The following is a 16,656-nucleotide window of genomic DNA, read 5'->3' on the forward strand; positions in this document are numbered from 1 at the left end:
TGAACGGTTTGGTCAGTCAGACTGACCGAACGCCCCGTTCGCTCCGAACGGGGCGTGCCCGAGCCCGTCTGCGCTGGGGAGCACGAGGACGGCCCCTGAGAATGCAGCAAGACCCGGGCTCGTGGGGTGAGCCCGGGTCTTGTCGGAGTGCGGAAGTTATTTCTTCTCTTTGCTTCCCGCCAGGGTGCCGAGGTAGAGCTCGATGACCTTGGGGTCGTTCATGAGGTTGGTGCCGGTGTCGGTGTAGGCGTTTCGGCCCTGGTCGAGGACGTATCCGCGGTCGCAGATCTGGAGGCAGCGGCGTGCGTTCTGTTCCACCATGATGATGGAGACGCCTGTTGCGTTGATCTTCTTGCAGCGGATGAAGACTTCGTCCTGGAACATGGGGGAGAGGCCTGCGGACGGTTCGTCGAGCAGCAGGACCGATGGTTCCATCATCAGGGCACGGCCCATAGCGACCATTTGTCGTTCGCCGCCGGAGAGTGCGCCTGCTTTGACTTTCTTGCGTTCGCCGAGGAGTGGGAAGAGTTCGCTGACGAAGTCGAAGCGTTCCGCGAATTTCTTCGGCCGCAGATAGATTCCCATTTCGAGGTTTTCCTCGATGGTGAGTGACGGGAAGACGTTCTGTGTCTGCGGCACGTATCCGACGCCTTTGGTGACCAGTACGTGGGCTTCGGCGGAGGTGATGTTGTCTCCGCGGAGTTTGACCGACCCCTTGCGGACGGGGATGAGCCCGAACAGTGTTTTGAGCAGGGTCGATTTTCCTGCGCCGTTGGGGCCGATGATGCCGACGATCTCGCCGTCTTTCAGGAAGAAGTTGCACTCTTCGAGGATGTTGACGCCAGGGATGTATCCGGCGACGAGGTTGTCGGCGCGGACGAGAGCCCCCTCGGCGAGCCGGGCGTGTTCTTCCGGTGTTGCGGCGAATTCGGCGGGTGTCAGTTTGTCGGTGTTCGGTTCGCTCATTTGCCGTCTTCTTCCTTGGCGTGCTTGCCGGTTGCGACGTCGGCAGACGCGACGAACTCGGGCTCGGACAAGTCGCCGCCTGCTTCGAGCTCTTCGGCTTCGGCCTGTTCCAGCGCTTCGGCCAGTTCGGCTGTGGCGCCGACGGGATTGCCGTTCTCGTCGAATTCGAGGGCCTGGTCGTGATGGCTTCCGAGGTAGGCGTCGACGACAGCACCGTTGTTGGACAGGTCTTCCGGGGTGGATTCGGCAATGACGCTGCCCTGCGCCATCACGACGACCCAGTCGCTGATGTCGCGAATGACGTCCATGTCGTGTTCGACGAACACCACCGTCATCCCGTCGTCGCGCAGCGACTTGATGTGGCCCAGAAGGCTCTGTGTCAGTGCGGGATTGACGCCTGCCATGGGTTCGTCGAGCATGACCACGGCCGGATCGGTCATGAGGGCGCGCGCCATTTCGAGTAGTTTGCGTTGTCCGCCGGACATGGAGCCGGCGAGGTCGTCGGCCTTCGCGTCGAGCTTGAATCGCTCGAGCAGTTGGTAGGCCCGGTCGGTGATCTCCTTCTCCTGCTTCTTCCACGTCCAGGGCATCAGCGTGTTGACGATCCGTTCGCCGCGCTGGCCGGTGGCGCCGAGACGAACGTTGTCCAGCACAGTGAGTTTGGACAATGCTTTGGTCAACTGGAACGTGCGTACGACGCCCTTGCGCGCGACCTGGTGGGGGTGCATCCGGCCCAGTGACTGTCCGTCCATCGACCAGGTGCCCGTGTCGGGGCGGTCGAATCCGGTGAGCAGGTTGAACAAGGTGGTTTTACCGGCACCGTTGGGGCCGATGAGGCCGGTGATGCAGCCTCGCTGGATCTCGAGGTGTGCGACGTCGACTGCTTTCAGGCCGCCGAAGGTTCGGGACACTCCGTCGACGACGAGCGTCGGATCCGGTTTTGCCGCACCGGGAGTCTGGGGGACTCCGGCGAACAGCGATGACCTTTCCTGAGCGCTCAGTGGCCGCCGTGCGTCCGCTGTTGTCTTGTCAGGCATTGAGCTGTACCTCTCGCTTGTTGCCGAGAATGCCTTGCGGCCTGAACACCATCATCACGGCGATCAGAATGCCAAGGAGTACGAATCGAGTGGCGCCGACCTGCTGTTCGGTCAGGTTGAGCAGGGGATCGGGACCCGAAATGGCTTGCCGCAGGATGGCGTCGGGGATGGAGAGAAGGAACCAGAACAGCATGGCGCCGAGTACCGGGCCGAACACTGTTGCGGCACCGCCGAGAATCAACGCACCGAAGGCGAAGAACGTCTGCGCGGTGGAGTAGAAGTCCGGGTTGATGGACTTGGTCTGCAGGGCGTTGAACACGCCGCCCATGCCTCCGATGACGCCGCCGAGGACCAGAGCCTGCATCTTGTAGACGAAGACGTTCTTGCCGAGCGATCGCGCTGCATCCTCGTCCTCGCGGACGGCCTTGAGAACGCGGCCCCATGGGCTGTGCGTGAGCAGATAGATGAATCCGCAGAGGATCAGTACGAGCGACCATCCGACCACCATGGCCCACAGGTCGTCACCGTAGAACTTCACGCCGAGGAACGCGTACTGCTTACCGGAGTCGAACGGGCTGAGAGAGGTGAACGGATCGGCGAAGCCGAAAATACCGTTGGTGGACTTGGTGATCGGATCGGACGCCGTCGATCTGAAGACGAGTCTGAGGATCTCCGATGCGGCGATCGTGACGATCGCGAGATAGTCGGCGCGCAGCCGTAGCGTCGGGATGCCGAGGACGAGTGCCAGCAAGCCTGCGGCGCCGAGGCCGACGAGTATGCCCAGCCACAGAGGCTGCTGGTAGGTGATCGTCATGATGCCGACGCCGTAGCCGCCGAGCAGCGCGAAGCCGATCTGACCGAAGTTGAGCAGCCCGGCGTAGCCGAAGTGCAGATTCAAGCCGATTGCGAGCAGTGCGTAGAAAATTGCCGACGGCCCGACCAGTTGGGCGAGCGAGACCTGGAGTGCTCCGAGGATATCCACGTTGTCACCCGATCCTTTGCCGCGAGCCGAGTATGCCCTGGGGTCTGACGACGAGGATGAGAATCAAGACGAGCAGTCCTCCGATGTATTTGAGATCGGGATTGATGATCATCGTCGACCACTGGACCAGCAGTCCGACGATGACGCAGCCGAGGAGGGCTCCGTACGCAGTTCCCAAGCCTCCCAGTGTGATTCCTGCGAACATCAGGAGCAGCAGCTTGAAGCCCATCTCCCACTGAACGCGGCCACCGAGCTCGGAGAGCCCGAACAGGACGCCGCCCAGGGCGGCGAGGCCACCACCCATGCACCAGACGAAGGTGACGACGCGCTCGACATTGATTCCCGACGAGGCGGCGAGGTCACGATTGTCGGCAACGGCGCGCATCGCCTTGCCGATTCGGGTGCGCTGCAGCATCACCGCGACGCCGACGAGGACGACGATGCTGATGACGATGCAGGCAAGGTTGACATTGGTGATCGCCAGCGGTCCCCATTCGTTCTGGGTCTGCGCCTGGTAGTCGGCGAACGGTTCGGCGCGATCGGAGAAGAAGATCAGGATGAGGTATCGCAGTGCGATGGCCAGGCCGATCGACACCACGAGTTGAGCGATCAAGCCGGTCTTCCGTTTTCGCAACGGGCGCCAGATCACTGTGTTGTTCAGCCAGCCGATCGCGATGCCGACGATGATCGCCAGGATCGTCGCCCAGATCAGCTGTATGCCCATGCTGACGTTGAAGACCCACGCGGCCACGGCGCCGAGCGTCACCAACTCGCCGTGCGCGAAGTTGGTCAGGCCCGTGGTGCCGAAGATCAGGCTGAGGCCGACGGCTGCCAGTGCGATGACCAGACCGAAGCGAAGGCCGTCGACGGTAGTCCTGATGAATTTCTCGTAGAACGGCACTTCCGTGGCCGTTCTGGCTTCACCGAAGGAGAAGATGACGGTGTTGGCGCGTCCGGCCTGCACGTCGCGTTCCACCGAGCCCTGGACGCTGACTCCGTCCGGGAGGGTTTCGGAGTCGACTTCGAATGTGTATGTGCCGGGCGACAACTGGAGTGTCCAGCGGCCTCCGTCCTGAGAGGTGGTGCGAACCACCTCGTCACCGGAGGAGTCCAGTGCCTTCACATCGACGTCGGCAAGGCGTTCACCGCCGTTGTTGAGGCTTCCGCTCACGGCGACCGCGTCGGCGGGCGGTGCGTCCGAGATCGCGGTGGGCGGGGGAGTAGGGGTCGGTTCTTGAGCTGCGGCAGTGCCACCGAACGTCACTGCTGCTATGGATCCGAGTATCGCCAACATGAGGATCTGTCTCAGAAGGCGGAACGAACGTCGGTCTGTGTACCGAATTCGGATCTTCCTTCGGGTCCATCGAACATTTGGAGCCACGCACGTCCTCCGGACGGTTGTCGGGGTGAGCCCAGGATTGGGCTCGGCTGCTTGCAATTGTCGGACTCTAACCGTTGGAACCGCACGAAATCGGCGTCTCGAATTTCCGATAAGTATCATTTGTGTTTCGAACTACGTGAACAGGCGAAATCGCAGCAGATTCCCATCCGCGCCCGCCGCTGTCGGACCCTCTACCTAGACTGGGCAACCGTGAGCCCCGTAACCGACGCCAGTGCCGCATCCGCACCCTCGACCGGCAAATCAGCCGACGGTCAGCAACCGACGCTGTTGCTCATCGACGGTCACTCGATCGCGTTCCGCGCGTTCTTCGCCCTGCCCGTGGAGAACTTCAAGACCACGAGCGGCCAGTCGACCAACGCGGTCTACGGGTTCACCTCCATGCTGATCAACCTCCTCCGGGACGAGAAGCCGACGCACATCGCCGCAGCCTTCGACGTCTCTCGGCAGACGTTTCGCGCCGAGCGATTCCCGGACTACAAGGCCAACCGCAGCAAGACCCCCGACGAGTTCGCCGGCCAGGTGGACATCACGAAGGACGTCCTGGGCGCAATGGGTATCCCGGTCATGGCCGAGCCGGGTTTCGAGGCCGACGATATCATCGCCACGTTGGTCACTCAGGCCGAAGCGCTCGGCTACCGCGTTCTCGTCGTGACCGGTGACCGCGACTCGCTGCAGCTCGTCACCGACAACGTGACCGTGCTCTACCCCAAGAAGGGGGTTTCGGAGCTCACCCGGTTCACCCCGGAGGAAGTGACCACGAAGTACGGGTTGTCGCCGTCCCAGTACCCCGACTTCGCGGCGCTGCGAGGCGACCCGAGCGACAACCTGCCCGGAATCCCCGGCGTCGGCGAGAAGACGGCGACCAAGTGGATCGTGCAGTACGGCTCTCTGGAAGAACTGGTCAACAACGTCGACAAGGTGAAGGGCAAGGTCGGTGACGCACTGCGCGCCAACCTGTCCTCGGTCGTCCTCAACCGCGAGCTCACCGAAATGGTGCGCGACGTGCCGTTGCCGTACACCCCGGACCAACTCGAACTGGCACCGTGGGATCGCGAGAAGATCCACGGCTTGTTCGACGACCTGGAGTTCAGGGTTCTCCGTGACCGCCTGTTCGACACGTTGTCCTCGGCCGAACCGGAGGCGGAGGAGGGCTTCGACGTCAAGGGTGGCGCCGTCCCCGTCGGAGAGCTCGCCTCGTGGCTTGCCGCTCACGCGTCGACGGGTGAGCGCCACGGACTGTCGGTCGTCGGTCCTCGTCGCCCGTTCGACAGTGATGCCGTGTCCATCGCGATCGCCGCGTCCGACGGTGAGGGCGGATTCGTCACGACGAGCTCACTCGATCCGTCGGACGAGACAGCGCTCGCGGCATGGTTGGCCGACGAAACGCAGCCCAAAGCCCTTCACGAGGCCAAGTGGGCCATCCATGCACTCCGCGGTCGGGGATGGACTCTGGGCGGGTTGACGAGCGACACCGCACTCGCTGCATACCTCGTTCGTCCGGGGCAGCGAAGCTTCAACCTGGACGATCTGTCCCTGCGCTACCTCAAGCGTGAGCTTCGGGCCGAGGGCTCCGTCGAAGGGCAGATGTCCCTACTGGACACCGAGGACGTCGCCGAAGCCGCGGTGGCCGAGGGCGAGATCCTGCGAGCGCAGGCCATACTCGATCTGGCGGCTGCACTGGACTCGGAACTGACCGACATCGAATCGACGTCGTTGCTGTCCGAGATGGAGCTACCGCTCCTCGGAGTTCTCGCGGACATCGAAGCGACGGGCATCGCCGTCGATCGCACCCACCTCGAGGAACTCCAGAGCCGCTTCGCCGGGCAGGTGTCCGACGCCGCCAATGCCGCCTACGAGGTGATCGGCAAGCAGATCAACCTGGGTTCGCCGAAGCAGCTGCAGGTCGTGCTGTTCGAAGAACTCGACATGCCGAAGACGAAGAAGACCAAGACCGGTTACACCACCGATGCAGACGCACTGCAGGGCTTGTTCGAGAAGACCGAGCATCCGTTCCTGAAGTTCCTGCTGGACCACCGTGATGCGACGCGCATGAAAGTCACCGTCGACGGGTTGCTCAAGTCCATCTCCGACGACGGGCGTATCCACACGACGTTCAATCAGACGGTCGCAGCGACGGGCCGCCTGTCCTCGACGGAGCCGAACCTGCAGAACATTCCGGTACGTAACGAGGCCGGGCGCCACATCCGCGACGGGTTCGTCGTCGGCGAAGGCTACGACATGCTGCTGACGGCCGACTACAGCCAGATCGAGATGCGCATCATGGCCCACCTGTCCGGCGACGAAGGTCTGATCGAGGCGTTCAACACCGGCGAGGATCTGCACAGTTTCGTCGGAGCGCGAGCCTTCGGTGTTCCCATCGAAGAGGTCACCCCGGAGCTGCGTCGTCGGGTCAAAGCCATGTCGTACGGGCTCGCCTACGGGCTCAGCGCCTTCGGGTTGGCTGCGCAACTCAAGATCTCCACGGACGAAGCCAAGCAGCAGATGGAGGCGTACTTCGCTCGTTTCGGCGGCGTGCGTGATTACCTGCGGAACGCTGTGGAAGAGTCCAGGAAGGTCGGATACACATCCACGTTGTACGGCCGTCGCCGTTACTTGCCGGACCTCAACAGCGACAACCGTCAGCGGCGCGAGGTCGCCGAGCGTGCTGCGTTGAACGCGCCCATCCAAGGCACGGCTGCGGACATCATCAAGGTTGCGATGATCGACGTGCACAAGTCGTTGAGCGCGTCGAACCTGAAGTCGCGCATGCTGCTTCAGGTTCACGACGAGTTGGTGCTCGAGGTGGTCGAATCCGAGCGCGACGAGGTCGAGGCACTGGTTCGCGACAAGATGGCGTCGGCCATTTCGTTGTCGGTGCCGCTCGAAGTGTCGGTCGGTACGGGGCGTAGTTGGGACAAGGCCGCGCACTAGGCGCTATCCGGCCCCATCCGACAAGGGCACCGCTCGACCACACAGTTCAGGGCCGGTCGCAGTTGCGACCGGCCCTGAACGCGGCAACGCCGTCCGAATTATTCGCTGTCAGCGGCGGCAGGCTGCTCGGCGATCTGCTTGCGCACCTCGTCCATGTCGAGTGCCTTGACCTGTCCCACCAGATCCTCGAGTGCCGCGGCGGGGAGTGCGCCGGGCTGCGCGAAGACCAGGACGCCCTCACGGAACGCCATGATCGTGGGGATCGACTGGATGTTGGCAGCGGCCGCCAATCCCTGCTCCGCCTCGGTGTCGACCTTGGCGTGCACAACATCCGGGTGGGATTCCGAGGACTTCTCGAACGTGGGCGCGAACTGGCGGCACGGTCCACACCACGACGCCCAGAAGTCCACGAGCACCACGTCGTTGCCGCCGACGATCTCGTCGAAGTTCTGCTGAGTCAAAGTCTGTGTTGCCACGCCTGCCCTTTCGTCGATGTTTGCTTCTCTGGATCCCTCAACGCGCCCCGGGCTCGAAATCATCCCGGGTCATGCAGGTTGCGGCGCCGCCCGGAACGTACGTCGGTACGAGTTCGGCGTCGTACAGCGCAGCCGGACGAAGTGTTGCCGCAGCACAGCGGCATTTCCGAAGCCCACGCGTTCGGCGATGACATCCATCGACAGGTCCGAGTTCTCCAGTAGCTGTTGCGCCGCCAGTACCCGCTGGTCGTTCAACCAGCGGGCGGGCGTGGTCCCGGTTTCGGCCTGGAACCGGCGCGCGAACGTGCGTGCGGACATGTTGACCCTCGCGGACAATGTCTGGACCGACAGTTCGGTATGCAGGTTTTCCGTCATCCAATCCAGCAGTGGCGCAAGGGTATCGACCTCGACGGCGGGGAGGGGCGTGGTCACGAACTGGGCCTGGCCGCCGTCCCGATGCGGCGGTACGACCATCCGTCGCGCGATACCGTTCGCCACGACGCTTCCCTGCTCCTTGCGGACGATATGAAGACACAGATCGATGCCGGCAGCCGTTCCCGCGCTGGTCAGGACATTTCCGTCGTCGACGTAGAGCACGTTGCGGTCGACCTCGGCGAGAGGATATTCCGCGGCCAGTCGGTCCGAGTGTCGCCAGTGTGTCGTGCATCGCCGTCCGTCGAGCAATCCTGCTTTGCCGAGAAGAAAAGCGCCGTTGCACAGGCTCGCGACCTTGGCGCCCCGAGCAACAGCGGCGCGTAACTTGCCGAGCAGGGGTTCCAGTGTGTCGTCGAGTTCCGAGTTGCACAGCGCGGAGCCGTCGGAGGCCAGGTGGGTACCTCCCGCCGGAATCACGATGAGATCGGCGTCGTCCAGCTGGGACAGGTCGTACGGAACGTCGATGGTGTAGCCGAACCGGGATCTGATGGGCTCCGCCACGCCTGCGATCAGAGAGAAGTCGTAGGTGGGCAGTCCCTCGTCGGACCTGTCGAAGCCGAACACCTCGCAGGCGACACCCATCTCGAATTGCTCGGTCAGTGGCAGCAGTGGAACGACGACGCGCTTCAGCATGTCGGCAAGTATGGCAGAAAAACGTGGAACCGTGTCGTATCTGCCACTGTTGGTGTGGAACCCCTGCTAGCAGGCTTGCATCCATGACCATCGCACTGATTTTCCTGGCCACGATCAGCCTGGTGTACCTCGCGACGATGCTCGGTTACGCCCCCGACACCCATGCCGAGGTGACTCAGTTCGGTGACTACAAGTTCTGATGACCGGGCCGCGTCGCGAGCCACTCACGCTTGCCGTCACCGTCCCATCGACGCAGTGCCACCGTGTGTCCGACGAGGTCCGGTTGTGCCGAGTCCAGGCGCACGAGCGCTTCGGCCAGCTCGACCCGCGTCATCCGTCGTGCAAGCGTGACGTGTGGTGACCACTTACCGGGCTGAGTGTGGGATCTGTTGCCGTCGGCGTCCCCCAGAATCGTTGCCGCTCGAGAGTGCAGGTCGAGCAGCTTCCTCGAGGGGACGACTGCACGCGCGAGGGTGATGTGCTTGCCCCGGAACAGCACGTAAGCCCCGAGCCGAATCGGGAACTCCACAGCGAGGTACTCGTCCGCGATGCGCGCGTCCAACCCCTCCATTTCGTCGGCGACCGCCAGGGTCACATGTGGCCTGTTGGACTCGCCGGTGTGTCGCGCCTGGCTGGGCAGGTCGGCGTCGAGCAGGATCTGCCACTCGCGCCGGACCGCGGCATCGAGGGATTCGTCGAGAAGCAATTCGAGAGACTGAACCATAGTCAGTCATGATTGCCGATATGGCACACGACGGAGTCACGAAGGTGAGAATCGGCTCGATGCTCGGCGACGGCATCGGGCACGAGATCGTTCCGGCGACCCAGCGCGTCGTCGACGCCGCTGTGGGGGCGGAGCACGCCCTGGCCGTGGAGTGGGTCGAGTTGCCGCTGGGGCACGCGGCGATCGAGTCGCACGGAACGCCGGTTCCGGAGTCCACGCTCGCGGAACTCGATGCGCTCGATGCCTGGGTACTCGGCCCGCACGACAGCGCGTCGTATCCGGAGCCTTTCAGGTCTCAGTTGACGCCGGGCGGTGTGATTCGCAAGCGATTCGATCTGTACGCGAACATCCGCCCTGCCAAGGCTCATCCCGGTGTCCGGGCGGTGTCGAACGGGATGGACCTCGTCGTGGTCCGCGAGAACACGGAAGGGTTCTACGCAGACCGCAACATGTTCGTCGGCAGCGGGGAATTCATGCCGACGCCGGACGTCGCTCTGGCAGTCGGCGTGTTCACCCGAGCCGCGTGCGAACGGATCGCCCGAGAAGCATTCGTGCTGGCACGAACGCGGTCGCGGCACGTCACCATCGTGCACAAGACCAACGTCCTGTCGTTGACCACGGGGTTGTTCCGCGACGTCTGTCGCGGCGTGGCCGAGAGCTTCCCCGATGTGAGCGTCGACGAGCACCACATCGACGCTCTGACTGCGCACCTCGTTCGACGGGGAGAGGATTTCGACGTCATCGTCGCGGAGAACATGTTCGGCGACATTCTGTCCGACCTCGCGGGTGAGCTGTCCGGATCGCTGGGAATGGCACCGTCGGTGAACACGTCCGAGAACAAGGTGATGGCGCAGGCAGCGCACGGATCCGCACCGGATATCGCCGGAACGAACAGAGCCAATCCGACGGCGTTGTTCCTCTCTGCCGCAATGCTTCTCGAATGCCTGGCGACCCGAGACGGCGACACGCGGCTCGCGCACGCTGCCGGGCGGATCCGGCACGCCGTCGACGGTGCCCTCGAATCCGGAGTGGCCACAGCCGACCTCGGCGGCACCGCGTCGACCGGTGAGTTCACCGAGACCGTTCTCGCGAGAGCGCTGCGGATCTGACTGCGCCCCGCGTGCCGAGGCCGCCGAAGGTACGAAAATGCCCTGAGGTTCGACGCGCCCGCGTTACTGTTCGATTACCCGGACAGCACGGGCGACGAACGTCGCCTAGGGTTCGTAGGTCCGGCTCACCGCTCGACGTGGTGCGGCCGTGCAGGACTGTCGCGTTGGATCGTGTTTGGATTTCGGAGGATTTCTCGTGTTTGATCGCTCGTACTCGAAGACCGCTCGGATGTTGTTGGCAGTGGGCGGCGCCGGGGCGCTGTTGCTCTCGGGCTGCGCCCAGAACACCGAAGAAGGTGCTTCACCCGCAACCGACGAGACGACAGCTGTCGAGGTGACCAAGGTCGACGAGATCGCGGCGACCCTGCCGGAGAAGAACGTGTCGTCAGGGACTCTCGTCGTCGGTGTCAACGTGCCCTACTCGCCCAACGAGTTCAAGGATTCCTCGGGCAAGATCGTCGGTTTCGACGTGGACCTGATGAATGCAGTGGCAGGCGTGTTGGGCGTGACGGCACAGTACGAGGAAGCCGACTTCGATCGGATCATTCCGTCGATCCAGGGCGGTACGTACGACGTCGGGATGTCGTCGTTCACCGACACCAGGGAGCGTGAGCAGACCGTCGACTTCGCCACGTACTTCAACGCGGGTACGCAGTGGGCGCAGCAGACGGGCGGAAGCGTCGACCCGACGGACGCCTGCGGGCTGAAGGTCGCCGTGCAGACCACCACGATCCAGGATCAGGAGGAAGTTCCTGCGAAGAGCGAAGCGTGTGTCGCCGCAGGCAAGCCCGCCATCCAGATCGAGAAGTACGACAGCCAGGACGATGCCGTCAACGCACTCGTACTCGGGCGTGTCGACGCGATGTCCGCCGATTCACCGGTCACCGCGTACGCCATCAAGCAGACCGGCGACAAGCTGGAGGCGGCCGGTGACGTGTTCGACTCCGCTCCGTACGGTTACCCGGTCGCCAAGGGATCGCCGTTGGCGGCAACCCTGCAGCAGGCAGTGCAGCACCTGATCGACAACGGTCAGTACCAGACCATCGCAGAGAACTGGGGCGTCGAGGCGGGCGTCATCGAGGAGTCGCAGATCAACGGTGCGGTCAACTGATCCGCGGTCTGCTGCACTCACTCGTCGAAAGGACTTAGTGTGACCTCCTCGGCTTCGCCCGGTGCCGGCCGTTCCGGATCCTCGGACGGTTCGAGCACGGATCCGGCGCCGATCAAGGCGATTCCGTTGCGCCACCCGGGACGCTGGATCACCGCGGTCATCGTCATCGTGTTGTTCGGGCTGTTCGTGTACGGGGCTGCAACCAACCCTGCCTATGGTTGGGGCACGTACGGGCGCTACCTGTTCGACAGCCGGATCGGCAACGGTGTCTGGATCACCGTGCAACTGTTGGTCTACTCGATGGTCATCGCGATCGTGTTGGGCGTCGTCGTCGCGGTCATGCGATTGTCTCCCAACCCGGTGCTGCGCAGTGCCGCGTGGATCTACCTCTGGATCTTTCGCGGGACCCCGATCTACGTCCAGCTCACGTTCTGGGGACTGGTTCCGGTCATTTACCGCGAGGTGGCGCTCGGAATCCCGTTCACCGTTCAGTTGGCGACGTTCGATCTGCAGTCGCTGTACTCGGCGTTCTGGTTCGCGGTGATCGGGCTGGCCCTCAACGAGGCCGCCTACATGGCCGAGATCGTGCGCGCCGGCATCAACTCGGTCGGTGAAGGTCAGGTCGAGGCGTCGACGGCACTCGGCATGTCCTGGTCCCAGACGATGCGTCGGACGGTGTTGCCGCAGGCGATGAGGGTGATCATTCCTCCCACCGGTAACGAAGTGATCAGCATGCTGAAGACCACCTCGCTGGTCATCGCTGTGCCGTTCACGGGTGAGCTGTACGGGCGCGCCCGTGATATCTCGGGAGTGAACTTCGAGCCTGTGCCGCTGCTGCTCGTGGCGTCCACGTGGTACCTGGTGATGACGAGCATCCTGATGGTCGGGCAGTTCTACCTCGAACGCTATTACTCGAAAGGTGTGTCTCGTAAGTTGACCGGTCGCCAGTTGCAGGCCCTCGCCGATGCGCAGGGTGGCAAGCCGTTGCCCGTGCAGCGCTCCAGCGAAGGCGGCCCGTCGTGAGTCCGATGGTCAAAGCGCAGCAGGTGTGCAAGAACTTCGGCGCGCTGCAGGTTCTCAAGGGGATCACCCTCGAGGTCGACAAGGGCCAGGTCCTGTGCATGGTCGGACCGTCGGGATCGGGCAAGTCGACGTTCCTGCGGTGCATCAATCACCTCGAGCAGGTCAATGCCGGCCGGTTGTACGTCGACGACGAGCTCGTCGGGTACGAGGAGAAGAACGGCAAGCTCTACGAACTGCACCCGAAAAGGGCCGCACAGCAGCGCCGTGACATCGGAATGGTCTTCCAGCACTTCAACCTGTTCCCGCACCGAACGGCTTTGGACAACATCGTCGAGGCGCCGACGCAGGTCAAGGGCATCAAGAAAAAGGATGCGACGGCCCGAGCGAAGGAACTACTCGACCGGGTGGGTCTCGCGGACAAGGCCGACGCCTACCCGGCCCAGCTGTCCGGCGGCCAGCAACAGCGGGTAGCGATAGCGCGGGCACTGGCGATGGACCCCAAGCTCATGTTGTTCGACGAGCCGACGTCCGCACTCGACCCCGAGCTGGTCGGCGAAGTCCTGGGAGTCATGAAAGAACTCGCGCGCGACGGAATGACCATGGTCGTGGTGACGCACGAGATGGGCTTCGCCCGTGAAGTTGCGGACCAACTGGTGTTCATGGACGGCGGCGTCGTCGTCGAATCGGGCGACCCGAGATCTGTTCTGTCCAACCCGCAGCACGAGCGGACGCAGGCGTTCCTGTCGAAGCTGCTCTAGCTCGGTTTCCGAGCGCTGAAGATCGCGGTTCCGGGGAAGAGCTGACCGCGGAGTGGGCTCCACTGACCCCACTCGCGGTCCAGCCACTCCGGCCAGTCCGGTTCGACGATGTCCACGACCTCGAGTCCGGCGCCGACGATCTCGCGGACCCGGTCTCCGATCGTGCGATGGTGCTCGACGTACGTCGGCACGCCGTCGGCATCGAACTCGACGTACGGAGTTCGGTCGAAGTAGGGGATCGTCGCTGTCAGTCCGACCGGTCCCGGATCGTCGGGGAAGATCCACCTCATCGGGTGGTTCACCGCGAACACCCAGATTCCGCCGGGACGAAGTACGCGCGCGACTTCCTTCATCACCCCGGCGGAGTTCGCCACGAACGGCACGGCACCGAAAGCCGAGCATGCGATATCGAAACTCGAATCGAGGAACGGAAGCGCCTCGGCGCTCGCCTGCACCAGCGGAACGTGATCGCCCGCGGCGGCCATGGCATCGACGCCGGTGCGCAGCATCCCTGCCGAAATATCCAGGCCGACGGCGCGGGCCCCCTGGGCGCCGAGCCACCGAGCACACGGCGCGGACCCGCAGCCCACTTCGAGGACATCTCGTCCGGACACGTCGCCGAGCAGGTGCACGTCGCCCTCGTGAAGACCTTCGGGGCACCAGACGAACTCTCCACGTTCGGACCCGACACCCAGAAACTCCCCGTGAGTGCGGTGGTACTCGTCGGCGTCGGAATCCCACCACGATCGGCTGGCTCGGTCGCTTGCCTCGGAGTCGATACGCGCACGGCCCGGGACGGCGGGAGACTGCGGGGTGTCGGTCACCGGAAACACGTTAGCTGGATTGCTCGAGCGTGGTGCTGTCGCGTTTGCCCACCTGTGACCTGGTCGAGTACCCTTACTGACGCGAGTGTGTTCACGCTGCCCCTGATCCGTCGAGGTTCGAGGGTGCGCGGGAACATTTTCGTTCTCGATCTGTTCTTGCATCACGAGCAGTAGGTGTCTTTCGACGCATACGGTTCTCGTTCTGTTCAGAACTACGTTCTACAGTCCGACCGAACATCCATCAACCGATACCCAACCCGTCCGGAGCAACTCAACACATGCCCTCAACCACAACCTCACCGCAGGTAGCCGTCAACGACATCGGCTCCGCAGAGGATTTTCTCGCCGCTATCGACGCCACGATCAAGTACTTCAACGATGGTGACATCGTCGAAGGCACCATCGTCAAGGTCGACCGCGACGAGGTTCTGCTCGACATCGGTTACAAGACCGAAGGCGTCATCCCTTCCCGTGAGCTCTCCATCAAGCACGACGTCGACCCCAACGAGGTCGTCTCCGTGGGCGATGAGGTCGAAGCTCTCGTCCTCACCAAGGAGGACAAGGAAGGCCGCCTGATCCTGTCCAAGAAGCGTGCGCAGTACGAGCGCGCCTGGGGCACGATCGAAGAGCTCAAGGAGAAGGACGAGGCCGTCAAGGGCACCGTCATCGAGGTCGTCAAGGGTGGACTCATCCTCGACATCGGTCTCCGTGGCTTCCTTCCCGCCTCGCTCGTCGAGATGCGTCGCGTCCGCGACCTCCAGCCGTACGTCGGCAAGGAGATCGAGGCCAAGATCATCGAGCTCGACAAGAACCGCAACAACGTGGTCCTGTCGCGCCGCGCATGGCTCGAGCAGACCCAGTCCGAGGTTCGCAGCGAGTTCCTGCACCAGCTCCAGAAGGGCCAGGTCCGCAAGGGCGTCGTGTCCTCCATCGTCAACTTCGGTGCCTTCGTGGACCTGGGTGGCGTCGACGGACTCGTCCACGTCTCCGAACTGTCCTGGAAGCACATCGATCACCCCTCCGAGGTTGTCGAGGTCGGCACCGAGGTCACCGTCGAGGTTCTCGACGTCGACCTGGACCGCGAGCGCGTGTCACTGTCGCTCAAGGCAACGCAGGAAGATCCGTGGCGCCAGTTCGCTCGCACCCACGCGATCGGCCAGATCGTGCCCGGCAAGGTCACCAAGCTCGTTCCGTTCGGCGCATTCGTTCGCGTCGAAGAGGGCATCGAGGGCCTCGTGCACATCTCCGAGCTGGCCGAGCGCCACGTGGAGGTCCCGGACCAGGTCGTCGGCGTCGGCGACGATGCACTCGTCAAGGTCATCGACATCGATCTCGAGCGTCGTCGTATCTCGCTGAGCCTCAAGCAGGCCAACGAGGACTACGCAGAAGAGTTCGACCCGTCCAAGTACGGAATGGCCGACTCGTACGACGAGCAGGGCAACTACATCTTCCCCGAGGGCTTCGACTCCGAGACCAACGAATGGCTCGAAGGCTACGAAAAGCAGCGTGAAGAGTGGGAAGGCCGCTACGCCGAGGCAGAGCGTCGCCACAAGATGCACACCGCTCAGATGGAGAAGACGGCCAAGGACGAAGCTGCCGAAGCCGCCAACACCAACTACTCCTCCGAGTCGGGTCAGGTTGCCGACGCCGAAGGTGATGCTCCCGCAGCATCCGCTCCGGCATCGACCGGCGGATCACTCGCCAGCGACGCACAGCTCGCTGCACTGCGTGAGAAGCTGTCGGGCAACGCCTGATAGACACTGTCCACCCCTAGGGGTGTGACCACAGCCCCGGCCCTCCCTTCGAGGGCCGGGGCTTCGTCGTTCGCCCCACCTCCTTCGAGACCGAATGTGCCGTTCGGTCACTTGAAGTGACCGAATGTTCCGTTCGGTCACCGAAGGGGCGGGAGGTGGTGCATCCGGGAAAACAAGAATGGACCCGATTCCGCGAGGGAATACGGGTCCATCGTCGTTTCGACGGGGTGGCTCAGCCTGCGACGGCGGGACTCCACTGAGCGACGGCGCCTGTCCGCTTGCGCATGGACGCGAAGCTGTGACGAGCCGGGCTGAGCAGGTTGGTGAACCAGTTGCGCCGATGGTCGGCCAACGCCAGGGCAACCTCGGGGATCAGAATGACGTGAACTCCCGATTCCATGCCGAGACGGTGCCGACCCGGTTGGATCTGATTGCTTCGCATCGAAAGTCCTTTTCGCTAGCAGTGGGTCGGCAAATACTTATCTCGCACG

Annotated in this window: 15 protein-coding genes; 6 read left to right on the forward strand and 9 right to left on the reverse strand. The window is 63.4% G+C overall.

The annotated features are described in order from the left end of the window. Positions 1 to 156: 156 nt before the first annotated feature. Genes CH289_RS21375 through CH289_RS21390 form a run of 4 tightly spaced genes read right to left on the reverse strand, consistent with a single transcriptional unit; the run spans position 157 to position 4,279 of the window. The gene (locus CH289_RS21375) at positions 157 to 966 is read right to left on the reverse strand and encodes an ABC transporter ATP-binding protein (protein WP_037107722.1); all 810 of its coding nucleotides are present in this window, start codon (positions 964 to 966) and stop codon (positions 157 to 159) included. Then, complete coding sequence (locus CH289_RS21380) at positions 963 to 2,003, reverse strand: ABC transporter ATP-binding protein (protein WP_020112030.1); 1,041 nt, start codon at positions 2,001 to 2,003, stop codon at positions 963 to 965. The genes CH289_RS21375 and CH289_RS21380 overlap by 4 nt, the downstream gene beginning before the upstream one ends. Next, the gene (locus tag CH289_RS21385; protein WP_019665836.1) at positions 1,996 to 2,985 is read right to left on the reverse strand and encodes a branched-chain amino acid ABC transporter permease; all 990 of its coding nucleotides are present in this window, start codon (positions 2,983 to 2,985) and stop codon (positions 1,996 to 1,998) included. Before CH289_RS21385 ends, CH289_RS21380 begins: the two co-directional genes overlap by 8 nt. 4 nt (positions 2,986 to 2,989) lie before the next feature. Continuing rightward, entirely contained in the window at positions 2,990 to 4,279 is a 1,290-nt protein-coding gene (locus CH289_RS21390) for a branched-chain amino acid ABC transporter permease (protein WP_019665835.1), read from the reverse strand. A 297-nt stretch (positions 4,280 to 4,576) separates the two neighbouring features. Here CH289_RS21390 and polA point away from each other — a divergent pair, with 297 nt between their 5' ends. Continuing rightward, positions 4,577 to 7,318 carry a DNA polymerase I gene (gene polA / locus CH289_RS21395; RefSeq protein ID WP_033188595.1) on the forward strand — a complete coding sequence of 914 codons (2,742 nt, stop codon included), beginning with the start codon at positions 4,577 to 4,579 and terminating at the stop codon, positions 7,316 to 7,318. A gap of 98 nt (positions 7,319 to 7,416) precedes the next feature. On the opposite strand, the gene trxA is transcribed toward polA, so the two are convergent. The 3 genes from trxA to CH289_RS21410 all read right to left on the reverse strand — a co-directional run bounded on the left by trxA (position 7,417) and on the right by CH289_RS21410 (position 9,586). Further along, complete coding sequence (gene trxA / locus CH289_RS21400; protein WP_019665833.1) at positions 7,417 to 7,794, reverse strand: thioredoxin; 378 nt, start codon at positions 7,792 to 7,794, stop codon at positions 7,417 to 7,419. Between the two features lie 69 nt (positions 7,795 to 7,863). Further along, on the reverse strand, positions 7,864 to 8,862 hold the full coding sequence (locus CH289_RS21405; RefSeq protein WP_019665832.1) for a helix-turn-helix domain-containing protein: 999 nt from the start codon (positions 8,860 to 8,862) through the stop codon (positions 7,864 to 7,866). A gap of 187 nt (positions 8,863 to 9,049) precedes the next feature. Continuing rightward, positions 9,050 to 9,586, reverse strand: a complete 537-nt coding sequence (locus tag CH289_RS21410; protein WP_020112034.1) for a 2'-5' RNA ligase family protein — start codon at positions 9,584 to 9,586, stop codon at positions 9,050 to 9,052. A 20-nt stretch (positions 9,587 to 9,606) separates the two neighbouring features. Between CH289_RS21410 and CH289_RS21415 the strand changes: the two genes are divergently transcribed. The 4 genes from CH289_RS21415 to CH289_RS21430 all read left to right on the forward strand — a co-directional run bounded on the left by CH289_RS21415 (position 9,607) and on the right by CH289_RS21430 (position 13,587). Continuing rightward, on the forward strand, positions 9,607 to 10,695 hold the full coding sequence (locus CH289_RS21415) for an isocitrate/isopropylmalate dehydrogenase family protein (RefSeq protein WP_037160368.1): 1,089 nt from the start codon (positions 9,607 to 9,609) through the stop codon (positions 10,693 to 10,695). A gap of 229 nt (positions 10,696 to 10,924) precedes the next feature. Then, a complete protein-coding gene (locus tag CH289_RS21420) occupies positions 10,925 to 11,806 on the forward strand; it encodes an ABC transporter substrate-binding protein (RefSeq protein WP_033188606.1) in 882 nt (293 codons plus the stop codon). A gap of 39 nt (positions 11,807 to 11,845) precedes the next feature. After that, positions 11,846 to 12,829, forward strand: a complete 984-nt coding sequence (locus tag CH289_RS21425; protein WP_020112037.1) for an amino acid ABC transporter permease — start codon at positions 11,846 to 11,848, stop codon at positions 12,827 to 12,829. A gap of 5 nt (positions 12,830 to 12,834) precedes the next feature. Next, complete coding sequence (locus tag CH289_RS21430; RefSeq protein ID WP_019665826.1) at positions 12,835 to 13,587, forward strand: amino acid ABC transporter ATP-binding protein; 753 nt, start codon at positions 12,835 to 12,837, stop codon at positions 13,585 to 13,587. On the opposite strand, the gene CH289_RS21435 is transcribed toward CH289_RS21430, so the two are convergent. Further along, positions 13,584 to 14,420 (reverse strand): class I SAM-dependent methyltransferase, encoded by an 837-nt coding sequence (locus CH289_RS21435; protein ID WP_019665825.1) that lies wholly within the window; start codon positions 14,418 to 14,420, stop codon positions 13,584 to 13,586. The genes CH289_RS21430 and CH289_RS21435 overlap by 4 nt on opposite strands. 269 nt (positions 14,421 to 14,689) lie before the next feature. On the opposite strand from CH289_RS21435, the gene rpsA reads away from it, so the two are divergent. Next, a complete protein-coding gene (gene rpsA / locus CH289_RS21440; protein ID WP_019665824.1) occupies positions 14,690 to 16,165 on the forward strand; it encodes a 30S ribosomal protein S1 in 1,476 nt (491 codons plus the stop codon). 232 nt (positions 16,166 to 16,397) lie between these two features. On the opposite strand, the gene CH289_RS21445 is transcribed toward rpsA, so the two are convergent. Continuing rightward, complete coding sequence (locus tag CH289_RS21445; protein ID WP_019665823.1) at positions 16,398 to 16,607, reverse strand: hypothetical protein; 210 nt, start codon at positions 16,605 to 16,607, stop codon at positions 16,398 to 16,400. Positions 16,608 to 16,656: the final 49 nt, after the last annotated feature.

Origin of the sequence: Rhodococcus sp. RS1C4 (genome assembly GCF_002258225.1) — a bacterium.
GTDB lineage: Bacteria > Actinomycetota > Actinomycetes > Mycobacteriales > Mycobacteriaceae > Rhodococcoides > Rhodococcoides fascians_E.